The 16181-nt window shown below is 56.3% G+C and carries 17 protein-coding genes; 10 read left to right on the top strand and 7 right to left on the bottom strand.

Translation table 11 applies throughout. The features are described 5' to 3' along the window. Positions 1-23 precede the first annotated feature (23 nt). Positions 24-1472, bottom strand: coding sequence for an IMP dehydrogenase (gene guaB / locus O2N63_RS16535; protein ID WP_271055411.1), 1449 nt, complete (start codon positions 1470-1472; stop codon positions 24-26). A 384-nt stretch (positions 1473-1856) separates the two neighbouring features. On the opposite strand from guaB, the gene O2N63_RS16540 reads away from it, so the two are divergent. Beyond that, positions 1857-2672 carry an isocitrate lyase/PEP mutase family protein gene (locus O2N63_RS16540; protein ID WP_271055412.1) on the top strand — a complete coding sequence of 272 codons (816 nt, stop codon included), beginning with the start codon at positions 1857-1859 and terminating at the stop codon, positions 2670-2672. 9 nt (positions 2673-2681) lie between these two features. On the opposite strand, the gene O2N63_RS16545 is transcribed toward O2N63_RS16540, so the two are convergent. Together O2N63_RS16545 and dksA are read right to left on the bottom strand one after the other, a co-directional pair. Then, on the bottom strand, positions 2682-3851 hold the full coding sequence (locus O2N63_RS16545) for an FAD-dependent monooxygenase (protein WP_271055413.1): 1170 nt from the start codon (positions 3849-3851) through the stop codon (positions 2682-2684). A 195-nt stretch (positions 3852-4046) separates the two neighbouring features. Beyond that, positions 4047-4469: an RNA polymerase-binding protein DksA gene (gene dksA, locus O2N63_RS16550; protein WP_271055414.1), complete on the bottom strand. Its 423-nt coding sequence runs from the start codon at positions 4467-4469 to the stop codon at positions 4047-4049. 431 nt (positions 4470-4900) lie between these two features. On the opposite strand from dksA, the gene O2N63_RS16555 reads away from it, so the two are divergent. Then, the gene (locus O2N63_RS16555; RefSeq protein WP_271055439.1) at positions 4901-5746 is read left to right on the top strand and encodes an AAA family ATPase; all 846 of its coding nucleotides are present in this window, start codon (positions 4901-4903) and stop codon (positions 5744-5746) included. Between the two features lie 31 nt (positions 5747-5777). On the opposite strand, the gene O2N63_RS16560 is transcribed toward O2N63_RS16555, so the two are convergent. Further along, a complete protein-coding gene (locus tag O2N63_RS16560) occupies positions 5778-5978 on the bottom strand; it encodes a DUF1059 domain-containing protein (protein ID WP_271055415.1) in 201 nt (66 codons plus the stop codon). Between the two features lie 364 nt (positions 5979-6342). Here O2N63_RS16560 and O2N63_RS16565 point away from each other — a divergent pair, with 364 nt between their 5' ends. Genes O2N63_RS16565 through O2N63_RS16590 form a run of 6 tightly spaced genes read left to right on the top strand, consistent with a single transcriptional unit; the run spans position 6343 to position 10918 of the window. After that, positions 6343-7740 carry a DUF2927 domain-containing protein gene (locus O2N63_RS16565; RefSeq protein ID WP_271055416.1) on the top strand — a complete coding sequence of 466 codons (1398 nt, stop codon included), beginning with the start codon at positions 6343-6345 and terminating at the stop codon, positions 7738-7740. Between the two features lie 49 nt (positions 7741-7789). Next, on the top strand, positions 7790-7948 hold the full coding sequence (locus O2N63_RS16570; protein WP_271055417.1) for a hypothetical protein: 159 nt from the start codon (positions 7790-7792) through the stop codon (positions 7946-7948). 7 nt (positions 7949-7955) lie between these two features. Next, complete coding sequence (locus tag O2N63_RS16575; protein WP_271055418.1) at positions 7956-9140, top strand: vWA domain-containing protein; 1185 nt, start codon at positions 7956-7958, stop codon at positions 9138-9140. 45 nt (positions 9141-9185) lie between these two features. Further along, on the top strand, positions 9186-9575 hold the full coding sequence (locus tag O2N63_RS16580; RefSeq protein WP_271055419.1) for a hypothetical protein: 390 nt from the start codon (positions 9186-9188) through the stop codon (positions 9573-9575). Next, complete coding sequence (locus O2N63_RS16585; protein WP_271055420.1) at positions 9572-10195, top strand: DedA family protein; 624 nt, start codon at positions 9572-9574, stop codon at positions 10193-10195. The genes O2N63_RS16580 and O2N63_RS16585 overlap by 4 nt, the downstream gene beginning before the upstream one ends. A gap of 39 nt (positions 10196-10234) precedes the next feature. After that, positions 10235-10918 carry a M48 family metallopeptidase gene (locus O2N63_RS16590; protein WP_271055421.1) on the top strand — a complete coding sequence of 228 codons (684 nt, stop codon included), beginning with the start codon at positions 10235-10237 and terminating at the stop codon, positions 10916-10918. A 61-nt stretch (positions 10919-10979) separates the two neighbouring features. Here O2N63_RS16590 and O2N63_RS16595 read toward each other — a convergent pair whose 3' ends face one another. The 3 genes from O2N63_RS16595 to O2N63_RS16605 form a co-directional block, all read right to left on the bottom strand. Then, positions 10980-11531 carry an RSP_2648 family PIN domain-containing protein gene (locus O2N63_RS16595; RefSeq protein ID WP_271055422.1) on the bottom strand — a complete coding sequence of 184 codons (552 nt, stop codon included), beginning with the start codon at positions 11529-11531 and terminating at the stop codon, positions 10980-10982. Between the two features lie 11 nt (positions 11532-11542). Beyond that, positions 11543-12742: an RSP_2647 family RNA methyltransferase gene (locus O2N63_RS16600; RefSeq protein ID WP_271055423.1), complete on the bottom strand. Its 1200-nt coding sequence runs from the start codon at positions 12740-12742 to the stop codon at positions 11543-11545. 86 nt (positions 12743-12828) lie between these two features. Next, positions 12829-13509 (bottom strand): DUF6778 family protein, encoded by a 681-nt coding sequence (locus O2N63_RS16605; protein ID WP_271055424.1) that lies wholly within the window; start codon positions 13507-13509, stop codon positions 12829-12831. 220 nt (positions 13510-13729) lie between these two features. Between O2N63_RS16605 and edd the strand changes: the two genes are divergently transcribed. Together edd and eda are read left to right on the top strand one after the other, a co-directional pair. Continuing rightward, a complete protein-coding gene (gene edd, locus O2N63_RS16610) occupies positions 13730-15541 on the top strand; it encodes a phosphogluconate dehydratase (protein WP_271055425.1) in 1812 nt (603 codons plus the stop codon). Continuing rightward, positions 15538-16179, top strand: a complete 642-nt coding sequence (eda, locus tag O2N63_RS16615; RefSeq protein WP_271055426.1) for a bifunctional 4-hydroxy-2-oxoglutarate aldolase/2-dehydro-3-deoxy-phosphogluconate aldolase — start codon at positions 15538-15540, stop codon at positions 16177-16179. Before edd ends, eda begins: the two co-directional genes overlap by 4 nt. Positions 16180-16181: the final 2 nt, after the last annotated feature.

Genomic DNA, 16181 nt, shown 5'->3' on the forward strand with positions numbered 1-16181 from the left:
TCGCTGCACAACATCTTGTTATATCATCCAATACGGTAGTTCGGGCTTTCGCGCGTGATCTGCACGTCATGCACGTGGCTTTCTTTCAGGCCGGCCCCGGTGATTTTTACGAAATTGCAGTTATTACGCATCTCGACAACTGTTCCATTGCCGGTATAGCCCATGGCTGCACGCAGACCGCCAACGAGTTGGTGAATCACAGTACCTGCCGGCCCCTTGTAAGGCACCTGACCTTCGATCCCTTCCGGCACCAGTTTATCGCTTGCCGCATCTTTTTGGAAATAGCGATCCGCAGAGCCGCGGGCCATGGCACCAAGCGAGCCCATGCCGCGATAGGCTTTGAAAGAACGGCCCTGATAGAGGATCACCTCGCCCGGGCTTTCATCGGTGCCTGCAATCATGCTGCCCACCATCGCGCAGGACGCGCCAGCGGCGATGGCCTTAGCAAAATCACCTGAGAACTTGATGCCACCGTCAGCAATCACCGGCACGTCACCTGCGGCCTTGGCGCAATCGGAAATCGCTGTCAGCTGCGGCACACCGACACCCGCCACCATGCGGGTGGTGCAGATCGAGCCTGGGCCAATCCCTACTTTGACCGCGTCGGCGCCCGCTTCGATCAGCGCTTTGGTGGCCTCTGCCGTGGCCACATTGCCTGCCACAACCTGTTGGTCCGGTTTATAGGCCTTAATACGCTTTACAGCCTCGATAACCCCTTCAGAGTGCCCGTGTGCCGTGTCCACCACAACGATGTCAGCGCCAGCGTCAATCAACTCCTTGGAGCGTTCAAAACCGCTATCACCCACCGAACTGGCGGCGGCCACACGCAGGCGGCCGAGCTCATCCTTGCAGGCGGTCGGGTTCAGGACGGCCTGTTCTGTGTCTTTCAACGTCAGGAGGCCAGTCAACTTACCGTCACCATCCACAACCAGCAGTTTTTCAATCCGGCGGGATTTCATCATCGACTTGGCTTCTTCAAGTTCAGCCGGTTCCTGCAACATGGCGAGATCTTCAGAGGTCATCATCACGCTGACAGGCGTCTTGTCATCTGAGGCGAACCGCATATCTCGGTTGGTCACGATGCCAACCACACGCCCTTCGCCATCAACCACAGGGAACCCGGTCACGCGGTAGCGTTCTTGCAGCGCCTTGGCATCTGCGAGCGTCTGGTTCGGGGTCAGGGTGATAGGGTTGTAGACAATACCGCTTTCGAACCGCTTCACGCGGCGCACCTGACGGGCCTGTTCTTCCACATCCAAATTCTTATGGATGACCCCCATGCCGCCCGCCTGAGCCATGGCAATTGCCATACGCGCTTCGGTAACGGTGTCCATCGCAGAGGACAGAAGTGGAATATTCAGAGAGATCGATTTGGTCACCTGGGTGGCCGTATCCGCTGTTGAGGGCAGCACGTTGCTGGCAGCTGGCACCAGCAAAACATCATCAAAGGTAAGGGCCTCGCGAATCTCCATGAGCGTTCTCCTTGGGAGTTTTCGTTTGGCACGTCCCTATCTCATGCGTTTGGGGTTTTGAAAAGGGTTGATTTGAATTTATTGCCTCCGGCGGGGATATTTTTGGCAAAAGGAAGGGGCAGGCCCGAATTTTGAAGTCCCTGTCGTTTAGCACCATCCGGATTGCATTTGGGTCCCATGCACAACTGCGCGGCCTGATCAGGGCGGGCGCAGGAGGTAAGATGATGCATTCCAATCTGCTGGCAAAATGTCTGGCGAGTGATTTTATCAATCAGCAGGCAGTTTGAGTCAAATGACGATACCGATGACACATATCTTGCAGTACAGGATGAAATCCTCAAACCTGTCTGGACTAAGACCGAAGAAAATTCGTGAGGAGAGATCATGGGACGAGACATAGGTGCGGACTTCCGCGCACTTCACCAGCGGGGCAACCCGTTCATTCTCGCCAATGCCTGGGATATCGGCAGCGCCAAGATGCTCGTGGCACTGGGGGCAGAGGCGATTGCCACCTCTTCGGCGGCTCACGCTTTTACGCTGGGACGCCCTGACATGGGCCATGTGAGCCGTGACGAAGCGCTCACCCATGCGCAAGATCTGGTGACCGCTGTTAACGTGCCTGTGTCAGGGGATTTCGAAAACGGTTTTGGAGATGATCCGGACACTTGCGCCGAAACGGTTCGACTGGCGGCGGAAGTCGGGCTTGCGGGAATCTCAATCGAAGACACGGCCCTGCCCTCGGCCACTCCTTACGATCGTGATCTGGCGATTGAACGTATCCGGGCCGCGAGTTCTGCCGCCCGAGCGTTGTCCAAGGATTTTGTACTGCTCGCGCGCGCAGATGGTGTCATGAACGGCCAGTATGATCTGAACGAAGCCATGGCGCGTTTGCGGGGGTACGAGGCTGCGGGGGCTGATGCGCTTTATGTCCCGCTGCCCGGAACAATGGCTGATCAGGCAAGGATCTGTGCTTCAACGAAATTGCCCGTAAACGCTTTGGCAGCAGGGCCATTCACCGGTGTGACACGAGAGGAATTTGCCAAAGCTGGTGTCGCGCGCATCTCGCTGGGATCAGCTCTTGCCCGGGTGACGCACCGCGTGATCCATGACGCAGCCTTGGCCATGTTCGGAAACGGGGATTTCTCTCCATTGGCACACGGGATCTCTGGCGATGAGGTCGACCAACTGCTGACGCGCTGAGGGTGCCTTCTAGAGTTGGGTCACATCCGCGTCATAGATCCAACGAAACCGCCCATAGATGGCTGAGGGCGCGACACGCCCTGCCACACGTAACGCATTGTACCCGAAAAAACGCGCCAACGGGTTGCTGTAATGATAGTTCCGGGCATTCTTGTTGGCTGCCTCGACGATTTGCCGCGCGCGAGGTTGGCGGCGGGCCTGATACAGCGCCCCACCCGGCCCTGTCCCGGCACGCGACAGGCAATCAGCAAGCACCCAGGCATCCTCAAGCGCCATCACGGCCCCTTGAGCCATGAAGGGCAGCGTGGGATGCGCAGCGTCCCCCAGAAGCACCATATGGCCTTTGTGCCAGACCAGAGCCACCTCATGTCGATGCAACCCCCAGACCTTCACATCTTCGACGCGCTCCAGAAGCGCCATCGCATCATCGCAGAAGTCCGAAAATGCAGCACGCAGGTTGGCCGGGTCATCTGGTATGTTCCAGCCTTCATCCACCCACGCGTCACGCTCTTCGACGGCGACAATATTAACCAGAGATCCACCACGCAGGGGATAGGTGACCATGTGTCGTCCCGGCCCCATGAACACAGTCGCTTCAGCTTGTTCACGCCCCGATGCGGGCACCACGGCCCGCCACGCCACCTGACCGGTAAAAAACGGTTTCTGAATGCCGTTGAGCTTGCCACGCACCACCGAATGCAAGCCGTCCGCCCCGACAAGAAAATGGCAAGAGCGGGTTGAGCCATCGACAAGATGAACAACCACCCCGTCGGGAACCTCTTCCACATCCTTCACTTTCTGATCCAAAAGTATGGTGACACCCGCAGCCCGCGCCGCGTTGGCCAGAAGATCAATCAAATCAGCCCGATGAAACAGAAGAAACGTGTCATCGGGGACCATCGCTTCAAAATTCAGGTCGACCACCTCTCGGCCCGACACACCGTCACGCAGCCAGACCCCGGTCGATCGCATGGCTTTGGCATAGGCCTGCTGTTCAAGTCCAAGTGCTTGCAAGACACGAAATCCGTTGGGGCTGATCTGCAACCCTGCCCCGACTTCTGTGATCTCAGGCGCCTGTTCCAGCACCGTCACCTGCGCACCTTTCTGTGCCAGTGCGACGGCGGCGGCCAAGCCGCCGATGCCGCCACCCAATACGGTGATATCCTGATCTGTTATCATATCTGTCCACCGATCAATTCGACGTACACGTCCAAAAGCGACCAAAGCCTCTCACTGCCTTTTGGGATCGCGTTATTTCCTTTGCCCCATTTTCAGCACACCAGCAGATTGGGCAAGTCGATGAATGGTCACACCCCCACAAAAAAAATAGCCCGGCGTAAACCGGGCTGTTTTATTTTCGTTATGATCAATTGATCAGTCGTCGCGGTGTACTTTTTCGCGGCGCTCGTGACGCTCCTGAGCTTCAAGGCTCAGAGTTGCAATCGGACGCGCGTCGAGGCGCTTGAGAGAAATCGGATCACCGGTTTCTTCGCAATACCCATATTCACCTTCTTCGATGCGACGAATCGCCTGTTCAATCTTCGCTACAAGCTTACGCTGACGATCCCGAGTGCGCAGCTCAAGCGCACGATCGGTTTCTTCTGACGCCCGATCTGCAATATCCGGAATGTTGCGGGTATTGTCTTGCAGGCCTTCAATGGTGTGACGGCTTTCATCAAGGAGCTCAGCTTTCCACGCTTCTAATTTGCGGCGGAAATATTCCATCTGGCGCTCATTCATGAAAGGTTCATCTTCCGCTGGCCGATAATCTTCTGGCAGGAAAACTTCCGCTTTCATTTCTTTATCCTCTTGCTCCCGGACTGCCATCGCTGATGTTTTCACCTTCTCCAACTGCCCGGTATCCTCCTTGCGTTCGTTTACACCTGCTTTGATGCAATGTCACTAGGGGAAAACGTCCTATTCCTTCCCTCCAGTTCAATTTGGAACTCAGCGATAGAAAATGACGTGATTTTAGCAAATTAGCCCGGGATTCCGGCAATAAAGTGATCGTTTCGTGACCGTTTGCAGAGAATTTGTAAATTGCACCTGCCCCGTCTGAACGCAGCCTGGGCGTTTTACGCCAGCCAACAGTACGACTCTCTTCCTGATGCGCCGCAAAATCAAAAGACTTGCAACGTAACGACCACCTTGCCAAACCCGACCCGGATCATTACCTCGATGCGCAATACGAAAACCCTCGCGCAACAGGATCAAGGACTGGGCTAGACATGACCGCACGATTTGAAGGCACTTCCGAATACGTGGCCACAGACGACCTGAAAGTGGCCGTGAATGCCGCTGTGACGCTGGAACGACCGCTTTTGGTCAAGGGGGAGCCGGGTACCGGCAAGACCGAATTGGCCCGTCAGGTTTCCAACGCCCTTGGGGCCCGCATGATCGAGTGGAACATCAAATCAACCACCAAGGCTCAACAGGGTCTTTATGAGTACGACGCCGTTTCCCGTCTGCGCGACAGCCAGCTGGGCGACGAGCGGGTGCATGATATCTCGAACTACATCAAGCGCGGCAAGCTTTGGGAAGCATTTGAGGCCGGTGAGCGCATCGTCTTGCTGATCGATGAGATCGACAAGGCGGACATCGAGTTTCCAAACGACCTCTTGCAGGAACTCGACAAGATGGAGTTCCATGTCTACGAGACCGGCGAGACGATCCGCGCCAAACACCGTCCGATCATCATCATCACTTCGAACAATGAAAAAGAACTGCCAGACGCGTTTCTGCGCCGCTGTTTCTTCCACTACATCCGTTTCCCGGACGTGGAGACCATGGCCAAAATTGTCGAAGTCCATCATCCGGGGATCAAACCGCAGCTCCTGACTGTGGCGTTGACACAGTTTTACGAGATCCGCGAACAGACTGGCTTGAAAAAGAAGCCGTCGACTTCGGAAGTGCTGGATTGGCTGAAACTTCTGTTGGCCGAAGACATCGCCCCCGATGACCTGAAGCGTGACGGAGCAAATGCCCTGCCCACTTTGCATGGTGCTCTGTTGAAGAACGAGCAGGATGTACACCTGTTCGAACGTCTGGCCTTTATGGCGCGAGGAAAGCGCTGACATCCCCGATACGACGGCCATCAACCTTATCTCAGACAGACACAGGTTTGATCAGGGTCTCCAGATAATCGCGCGTATCCTGATCCCAATCTGCGGCGTTTTCGTCATGTGCAAGCTTGGCGTGTAGCGCCATGAGTTGCCATAACTCATCTTTGGTCTGCGTTGTCATGCTGGCCGGACATGCCTCCATTCCCTCGCAGTCCCGACATGCATAAGAGTAGGCTCTGGTCATAATTTCTCCTCCCCAGATCAACCATGAAACAGAGGAGGGTTGGAAACAACTTACTCATAGGGTCTATTGTCACCTTACCCAAAAGGATCGGGGCAGTGTCTGCACCGAGCCATCACACTGCATCCCCTTTGATGCAAAGTGACATATGTGAGCGCCCGAATGGTTGCGACTTTACTCTGCTCTTCAGGTTCAGGATCTGGTCTCACTACCATTGTGCAGGTGTTTGGTTCTTTTCTGCCCGATCAGGGAAGGAAAACCAGCCCGGCACTGTCGCTCCCCCAAGCCGTCAACTATATTATAAAAATGACCTACATCCGGGTCTGCGGGCATTCCTCTCCGCATCCGGGCCCGGAAGGAGCAGATAATGCGGAGAATACTGCAGGGAACTATGCTGGCTTTGTCAGGGTTTGCGCTGACCGCTTGCATGACCGCAGATCCAGGCAATAGACCTCGCGTGCAGGGCAATAATGATGTCACAGCGCGCCAAATGGCGAGACTTCCAGATACTCTGCCACCGATGAAGGCATTTTCCCGTCCTGCCAAGCCTCGCCCAAAACACGCAAACTCGGTTATTGCAGGTGATTTCCTCGATCTGAGCTTCCAGCTAGAGAGCGGTCGAGCCCTGCCCTATTTCAGTCGCTTTGAAAGCCCTGTCACATTGCGTGTGATGGGCAATGCTGCGCCTCACATGCAACGCGACCTTGATCGCCTTTTGCAACGTATACGCACCGAGGCTGGCATCAATATTCGACAGGTTAAACAGCAATCACCTGCGTCAATCACGCTGCAAGTTGTATCCAAGCGCGAGTTACAGCGCATTGTGCCCAATGCCGCCTGCTTTGTTGCACCTAATGTCACCAGCTGGGCGGAATACAAACGTGCTCGCAGGACTGAAAAAACAGATTGGACCCGCCTCAAGATACGCACAAAGATGGCGATCTTTTTGCCAGGAGACGTTGCCCCGCAAGAGATGCGCGACTGTATGCACGAAGAAATCGCCCAAGCCCTCGGGCCGGTCAACGATCTTTATCGCCTGACAAATTCCGTCTTCAACGATGACAATTTCCATACCGTTCTCACGGGGTTCGATATGCTGATCCTTCGGGCCTATTATGCGCCGGAACTGCGCTCGGGCATGACCCGTGACGAAGTGACATCGCGGCTGCCGGCTCTGCTCGCCCGGATCAACCCCTCAGGAGGTACCGGGCTTCCCCGGAAACACCCCCCTGCTCCGCGTGGCTGGAAGAGGGCGATTGAAACTGCCCTTGGCAAAGGTGTTCCGCTACATCGCCGTCGCGCCGCCGCAAATCGGGCCGTGGCCATAGCGCGGGCGCAGGGGTGGCGCGACACACGCCTTGCCTACGCGCTTTTTGCCAAAGGGAGGTTGGCTCTTGCCGCCAATGGCCAGGATGCATTAGAGGCATTTCTGGAAGCAGATCGGATTTATGGCTCTACCACCGAGGCTTCTATTCAATCCGCACATTTAGGGGTTCAGCTTGCAGCATTCGCATTGTCCGCCGGTCACGCGGGAGAAACCATCGACATTGTGAACAGCCATATCGTACCGGTCATGGAAGCCGAGAATGCCGCCCTTCTGTCCACACTACTGATGATCAAGGCCGAAGCACTGGAAGATGTGGGGCGCCACGCGGATGCACAGCTGGTCAGGCTCGACAGTCTGGGCTGGGCACGATATGGCTTTGGCTCAACGGCTCAGGTGAGCGCAAGATTGCGTGAAATCGCAGCGATCTCACCGGGGTGACGAACGTCCCGCTTGGGCGGGGGTCTTATATGAAACCGGAGGAATAGCCATGATCGTGATCGCAGCCCTGTTGGCCGGGGCCATCTTTGGGGCTTGGCGCGCAAAATCCAAAGGCGGTCGCGGCTTTGACGTTGCTCAATACGCCGCAATTTACGGGCTGATCTTTGCACTCATCGCTGTATTTGTAACTGTGATTATAACCAGGTAATCCGCTGATGTTTCTACCATTCTTCGAAAACCTCCGCGCCTGCCGTATCCCCGTTTCCCTGCGTGAATATCTCACGTTTCTCGAAGGGATGAAATCGGGGCTCGTCACCTATGACATTGAGGGTTTCTACTATCTTGCGCGTACATCGATGGTGAAGGATGAGCGCAATATCGACAAGTTTGACCGCGCCTTTGCAATGAGCTTTGAGGGGCTTGAGGCGATCAGCATGGATGACATGCTCGAAGCTGTCGACATCCCGCAGGAATGGCTGGAAAAAATGGCTGAGAAGTTCCTGAGCGCGGAAGAGAAAGCCGAGATCGAAGCGCTGGGTGGCTTCGACAAACTGATGGAGACGCTCAAGGAGCGCCTGAAAGAACAGGAAGGTCGCCATCAGGGCGGCAACAAATGGATCGGAACAGCGGGCACTTCACCCTTTGGCGCCTATGGTTACAACCCGGAAGGGGTGCGGATCGGTCAGGACCGTTCCCGCCATCAACGCGCTGTCAAAGTTTGGGACAAGCGCGAATTCAAGAACATGGATGGCGATGTTGAACTCGGCACCCGCAACATCAAAGTCGCGTTAAAACGTCTGCGCAACTGGGCCCGAGACGGGGCACATGATGAGCTGGATCTGGATGGCACAATCCGGGCCACGGCCGAACATGGCTATCTTGACGTAAAGACACGGCCGGAACGCCATAATGCCGTGAAAGTTCTGCTGTTTCTTGATGTTGGCGGATCCATGGACCCGCATATCAAAGTGGTGGAAGAACTTTTTTCGGCGGCACGCGCCGAGTTCAAGCACCTTGAATATTACTACTTCCACAACTGCCTTTATGAAGGGGTCTGGCGCGACAATGCGCGGCGCTGGAACGATCAGACTCCCACCTGGGATGTGCTGCGCACCTACGGTTCGGACTATAAATGTATCTTCGTGGGCGATGCTTCGATGTCCCCCTACGAAGTGGCCTATCGTGGTGGGGCCAATGAACATTGGAACGATGAAGCCGGTCAGGTCTGGTTGCAGCGCGCCCGTGAACAATGGCCCAATCATATGTGGATCAATCCTACACCCGAACACCACTGGCGCTATACTCAGTCAATCCAGATGATCAACGAGATCTTCGAGGGCCGAATGGTGCCAATGACACTGGAAGGCATCGACCGGGGAATGCGCGAACTTGGGCGTTGAGCGACGGATGACCCTGCCCTGTGCGTATAGAAAGATGGAAGCAGGATGGGCACCATGATTATGAGTTCGGTCAGACATCTGAAAACAATGTGGAAGGCGGCACCGCTGGCCACCGTGCTGTTGGCAGTCACTCTGGCCGCCGCGATGTTCTTCGGTGTGCGCACGGTAACTCAGGCGATTTACTGGAATAACCCGGCCCATATTGATCAGCCCCTCGCCGGATGGATGACACCCCGTTACATCTCCCATTCCTGGGACATACCACGCGAAGAGATGTTCAAGATCCTGAAATGGGACAACCTTGAAACCAGACCGGGTACGCTCGGGACCATTGCTGATCAGCGGGGCCTGTCGCTTGATCATCTGGTTGTCGAGATCGAGACCGGGATCGCCACTTATCGTCAAACCCTTCCCAAACTGGAAGTGGATCAATGAGCACAACGGAAACGGTATTTGCGCTGCTCACCAACTACGGACCTTGGGTGGTCTTTGCTTCCGCCTTCCTTTCCTGTCTCGCGTTACCCATCCCAACCTCCCTGATGATGCTCGCCGGTGGCGCCTTTGCCGCCGTGGGGGATCTGGATCTGGTACAAGTTGCGGCAGCGGCCTTTCTTGGGGCTGTGATCGGAGATCAGACCGGGTTCGCCATTGGCCGATGGGGCGGTGCCCCGGCTTTGGCGCGTCTGACACGAAACCCTGCCCGCAAGGCAGTCCTTGCGCGCGCTCAACATTTAATCGATCGACATGGCGGTATCGGCGTATTTCTGTCCACTTGGGCCGTCGCTCCTCTCGGGCCGTGGGTGAATTTCGCCGCTGGTGCCACCGGGCTTCGCTGGCCCCGCTTCGCGATCTGGGATTTCCTGGGCGAGATCATCTGGGTCACACTTTACGTCGGGTTGGGGTATGGCTTTGCCAGCCAGATCGAGCTGCTGGCTGGCCTAATGAGCAATCTGGCGGGCCTTCTCGCCGCTCTTGTCATCGCATTCGGACTCATCTTCTGGATCCGAGCAATGATACGGGCGCAAAAGGAAGAAAAGTCAAAGAGCACAATCTGACCCCTTTTCCCTGCAGATAAATCCCCCCATATAGACATTATGTTGAAGCTTCTTCCGATCCTGCTGCCCGTTATTTACGGATTTATTCTCTATCGGTTTTCCGTCTGGCGCACCCATCGCCAGCTTGACGAAAACTCGACCGAACTTGCGGATCCAGTCCTGAAACGTTTGACCGACCAAATGGCAGCGGCACTCGACCTGCCGCGCATACGGGTGCATGTCTATGAAATCGCGCCCGTCAACGGATTGGCAGCCCCGGACGGGCGGATATTCATCACGCGCGGGTTTATGGACGAATATGCGCAAGGTCGGGTTAGCGCCGAAGAGTTGGCCAGCGTGATTGCTCATGAGCTTGGCCATGTGGCGCTGGGCCATGCGCGCAAAAGGATGATTGATTTTGCCGGCCAAAACGCCTTGCGCACGGTGCTGACCATGATGCTGTCGCGTATCCTGCCAGGCGCTGGTGTCTATATCGCGCGGATGTTAACCCGTTTGGTGGCAGCGGGGCTATCGCGTTCCGACGAATATGAAGCAGATGAATACGCCACGGCATTATTGATGAAATCCGGGATCGGCACCGACCCTCAGAAATCGCTGTTTGGAAAACTTGACGCTCTCACCAAGGGTCGAGGGGGCGTCATGCCTGCTTGGTTGATGAGCCATCCAATAACGGTGGAACGCATTGCGGCGATTGAAAAGAACGAAGTAAACTGGGCGAAATAAAGGGACCTGACCACCAGCTTGGCAACCTCAGCCCGGGAAACTTCCGACCAACAAACCGACGCTACTCCAGAGCCTCTAGCGCTTTGCCCAAACGCGGCAAACGCGCTTTTTTCATGAGCTTACGCATGGTCCAGCCGTCATCCCCCGACAATCGACGGGCCTCGGAAAGCACACGGTTACCAAGCACAGCCATCTCATCCGGATGGCTGTCGACAAAACTCCGCAAGAAAAGATCTGGGCTTTCGCGACGGATCCCCTCTTCGGCAAGCGTGTGACGTGGAAAATCAGCATTGTTGAGGGTCAGGAGCACATCTGCGCCTGCAGATACGGCAGCAGCCAATACGTGAATGTCATTTTCGTCCGGCAGATAAAGGCGGCGCAGATCCCCGTCTTTTGGCAACACTGTGGATTTCGGCCATTTTGCTGAAAGTGCCGCGATTTCACCGCGTGCAACCACCTCTTGCCCGTCACCTAATCGCGCTGCTGCACGGGCCCATTCTTCCAGAATGCGCGGTGACCAATAGGGCGTGAACAGCCCGGCCTCAGCGGCCCCGATCACCATCTCGCGCATCACGGTTGGATAAAGAACACAGGCGTCGATCAGGACTTTCATTAGACAGGTTCCTAGGGCAGCAGACGATAGAACAGCGCCTTGAGATAGCCGCTCTCAGCCAGTTGCGGGTGTTGTGGATGATCCGCCCCGGCATACCCCGTGTGGATCAGTTGAGCGTTGCGACCCGCCCGCCCAATGCCACGGTTTGAGGCATTGCGGAACTTGTCCACATTGGCGGCGTGCGAACAAGAGCAAAGACCGAGGTACCCGCCGGGGGCCACAAGCGGTGCTGCCAGACGGGCGATACGTTCATACGCGCGAAGACCTTGCTCCAACACCCTTTTAGAGGGTGCAAATGCCGGAGGATCGCAGATCACCACGTCAAATTGCGCGCCTTCTTCACCAAGAGCTGCCAACACATCAAACGCATCCCCCTGACGTGTGGAAAAGCGATCTTCTGCCCCCATCCGGGCCGCGCCCTCGGTTGCAAGCGCCAGTGCGGCGGCAGACCCATCCACGGACAAGGCCGATGTTGCGCCCCCAGCCAATGAAGCCAGCGCAAATCCACCGACATGGGAAAACACATCGAGTACGCGTGCGTCTTTCCCCAAACGGGCGGCAAACGCGTGGTTCGGTCGTTGATCATAAAACAGGCCGGTTTTTTGCCCGCCAACGAGATCCGCCATATAGGTTGCCCCATTCATTGGCACCGCGATAGGAGCACTGGGGGTTGTCCCTAGCAATATCGTATTCTCGTCATCCAACCCTTCGAGCGCCCTCGCCCGACCAGCTGCGTTCTTAACGATGGTTTTAACCCCAGTAACCTCTGCAAGAACCGCAGCCAGATCGTCCAGAAGAGTTTCTGCCCAAGCTGCATTGGGTTGAATGACAACCACGTCATCAAACCGATCGATGATCACGCCCGGCAGCCCATCTGCCTCAGCATGGACCAGACGGTAGAACGGGGCATCAAACATCGTTTCTCGATGGCGCAGCGCCGCTGCCAGTTTGCTGTGGAGCCAATCACGGGTGATTGCGGCCTTTGGATTGCGATCAAGCACACGCGCGATAATGCGCGAATTCGGGTTCACTGCCACGGTTGCAAGGGGGGTTCGCTCGCTGTCCTCCAGCGTTGCGATTGTCCCGACCGGTATTTTTTTGGTCCGCCGATCGGTCACGGCTTCGTTGTCATAGACCCACGGAGCGCCATGACGAATGGCACGGGCGTTGGCTTTGGGCTTAAGGCGGATGATTGGGCGGCTATCTGTCATGCCTGCCTGTTAGCGGGTTTTTCCCGAGCACGCCAACGAAAAAGGGCAGCCGAGGTTGCCCTATTGTCCTTGCATGTTCCAAAGGCTTACTGAGAGGGGTCTGCAGGATATTGAGCCAGATTTTCAGCAACAAAACCTTCTGGCAGGAAATCCCGCGGGCGGGACATCTCATACAGGATAACATTTGCCAGATGCTCGGTGATACGCACTTTCTGCGTTTCCCCACGCGCTTCGGCCGCAATTGCTTCCCTACCGCCATACGCACGGAAGTCCGCAACGATGGTACGGGTTGGTTCCACCACCGCCAATGTCGAGGCATCCAGTACGGTCAGCTCGAAACTGATCGCATGGGTTCCCCCCACCGTATACCGGGTGCGATGTGTGAGGGCATGAAATTCGAGCAGCTTGATATTCAGAATGACCGGGTGCCCGTCCTGAAGGGTCGACACGCCGCGATCAAATGCGGCTTGCAAGATCGTCTTTACCTGGCTGCGGCGGTCGCCAATCGGATCTTCGCGCCACACAATATCTGCATTTGGTTTGAAAGAGTTGGCCTCGGATACCGTCAATGAGCTCGGCACATCCACCACGACTTCCGTTACACTGAACTTGCTCGAAGTGGCCATGAAATTTGTGTTGCCCGATAACTTCGAGCCGCCCGACGTCATTGCGCTTGGTGATAATAACGGCAACACGTCACTTGGTTTGATACAAGCCGTGAGGGATACTATCGCCATGATGGCGATTACGATCTTACCAAATTTCATGCTGCCCTCCTTGTAGCAAACCTGTCCTGCTTTATGGATCGCAAATTGCTCAACAATTTGGCAAGAGTGAGGACGCATTTTGAATTCTTATGTCACAGGGTCATCAGCGCGAAAAGAACTCATTGGCTTCAGATCCCCCAATACTCTTGTTAGCGCTATCATTTCCTGTTAAGACCGCCCCAGATTGGCTAAACTTGCCGAAACGCGAACAGAGGTCCCCATGCTGAACACCCAGATCGACCGTGTCACCGAGCGCATTCTTGAACGGTCTCACAAGGCCCGCTCGGCGTATATTGCCAAAACCGATGCAGCCATCTCAAAAGGACCTGCACGAGGGCATCTGGGGTGTTCCGGTCAAGCTCATGCTTATGCGGGCGCTGGTGAAGACCAAAATGCGCTGGCAGAGGGACATGCCCCGAATCTGGGTATTGTTACCTCCTACAACGACATGCTGTCGGCGCATGCTCCGTATGCGGCCTATCCTGACCTGATCAAACGCATAGCCCGCGAACAAGGGGCCACCGCTCAGGTTGCCGGCGGGGTGCCTGCCATGTGCGATGGTGTCACACAGGGCGAAACAGGTATGGAACTCAGCCTGTTTTCCCGGGATGTGATTGCCATGGCTGCGGCTGTAGCGCTCAGTCACAACACCTATGACGCCGCCCTTTATCTGGGAGTGTGCGACAAGATTGTGCCGGGGCTGGTGATGGCCGCTGCTACGTTTGGCCATATCCCGGCGGTTTTTCTTCCGGCGGGTCCAATGACCTCGGGTTTACCCAATGACGAAAAAGCCGCAGTGCGCAAGAAATTCGCGACCGGCGAAGTGGATCGCAAGGCTTTGATGGCGGCAGAGATGGCCGCCTATCACGGGCCGGGAACCTGCACGTTTTATGGAACCGCAAATTCCAACCAGATGCTAATGGAATTCATGGGGCTTCATCTGCCGGGTTCCAGTTTTGTAAACCCGCATACTCCCCTGCGCGACGCCCTTACCGCCGAAGGGGTGCGACAAGCGCTGGCGATCACTCCGGGTGACGGGTTCACCCCCGCCGCTCATGTGCTTGATGCGCGGGCCTTCGTGAACGGAATTGTTGGTCTGATGGCCACCGGAGGATCGACAAATCTGGTACTTCACCTGCCAGCCATGGCACGCGCTGCCGGGGTCATCCTGACGCTGGAGGATTTCTCGGATCTTTCGGCTTCGGTGCCATTGATGGCACGCGTTTATCCAAATGGGTTGGCGGATGTGAACCATTTCCACGCCGCTGGGGGGCTGGGTTATATGATCGGACATCTGATCGAATCCGGGCTGATGCATGAAGACGTGACAACCATCGTAGGTTCAATGGGTGCTTATGCCGCTGAAGCCAAGCTTGATGGGGATCGGGTGAAATGGGAACCGGCCCCACGTGAAAGCCAGAACGACAAAATCGTACGCCCGCCGTCTGATGCCTTCCAACCCACAGGCGGGCTGGCCAAGCTTGAAGGGAACCTAGGACAGGGTGTCATCAAGGTTTCGGCGGTCGCCCCCGAGCGTCACGTCATAGAAGCTCCGGCTCGCGTTTTCCATGATCAGGAGAGCGTAAAGGCGGCCTTCAGGGCAGGTGAATTCACCCAAGACACCATTGTCGTTGTCCGCTTTCAAGGGCCACAAGCCAATGGGATGCCCGAATTGCACGGCTTGACCCCGGTGCTCTCCGTGTTGCAGGATCGGGGGCTCAACGTGGCGCTCATCACTGATGGGCGTATGTCCGGTGCGTCTGGCAAAGTGCCCGCTGCCATCCACATGTCGCCAGAAGCGGCTGCCGGAGGTCCGATAGCACGCGTACAGGACGGAGATCTGATCCGTCTTGATGCCACAACCGGGCAACTTCAAGTGCTGACAAATGGCTTTGCCGACCGCGATCCTGTCGAAGCAGATCTTTCTGCGAACGAATTCGGGATCGGGCGTGAACTTTTTTCAGCTTTCCGCCGCCATGTGGGACCTGCAACTGCAGGGGCCTCCCCACTTCTGACAGGAGATAATGAATGACCCCAGGTGCCACTGCCTCTGCCGCTGCGGAAAAAATCTGCACCCTTGCCCCCGTCGTTCCTGTGCTTGTGGTGCATGACCCAGCCCATGCCGAACCACTGGCACGCGCGTTGGTCGCCGGGGGATTGCCTGCACTGGAAGTCACCCTTCGCACCCCTGCTGCGATTGAAGTCATCGAAGAAATGAGCAAAGTTGAAGGAGGCGTGGTGGGTGCTGGCACGATCCTGACACCGACAGACGCAGCCGACGCAAAAACAGCCGGGGCAAAATTTGCTGTATCTCCCGGAGCAACAGATCTGTTGCTGGACAGCTGCGAAGCGGTCGAACTGCCGCTCTTGCCGGGTGTCAGCTCAGCTTCGGAAGCCATGCGCCTGCTCGAGCGAGGATATACGGTTCAGAAGTTCTTTCCTGCCGAAGCCGCAGGTGGGGCCAAGTTCTTGAAATCCCTGAGTTCTCCTCTGCCGCAAATCCGATTTTGCCCTACAGGCGGCGTGAGCCTGTCAAATGCAAGAGACTACCTGTCGTTGCCCAACACTCTCTGTGTCGGGGGCTCTTGGGTGGCGCCACAAGACTTGGTCGACGCCGGAGATTGGGACGGAATTACAGCACTTGCACGAGAAGCGTCACAGCTCGCCTGAAG

The sequence above is a fragment of the Aliiroseovarius salicola genome (assembly GCF_027891095.1).
In the GTDB taxonomy this organism is placed as follows: Bacteria; Pseudomonadota; Alphaproteobacteria; order Rhodobacterales; family Rhodobacteraceae; genus Aliiroseovarius; species Aliiroseovarius salicola.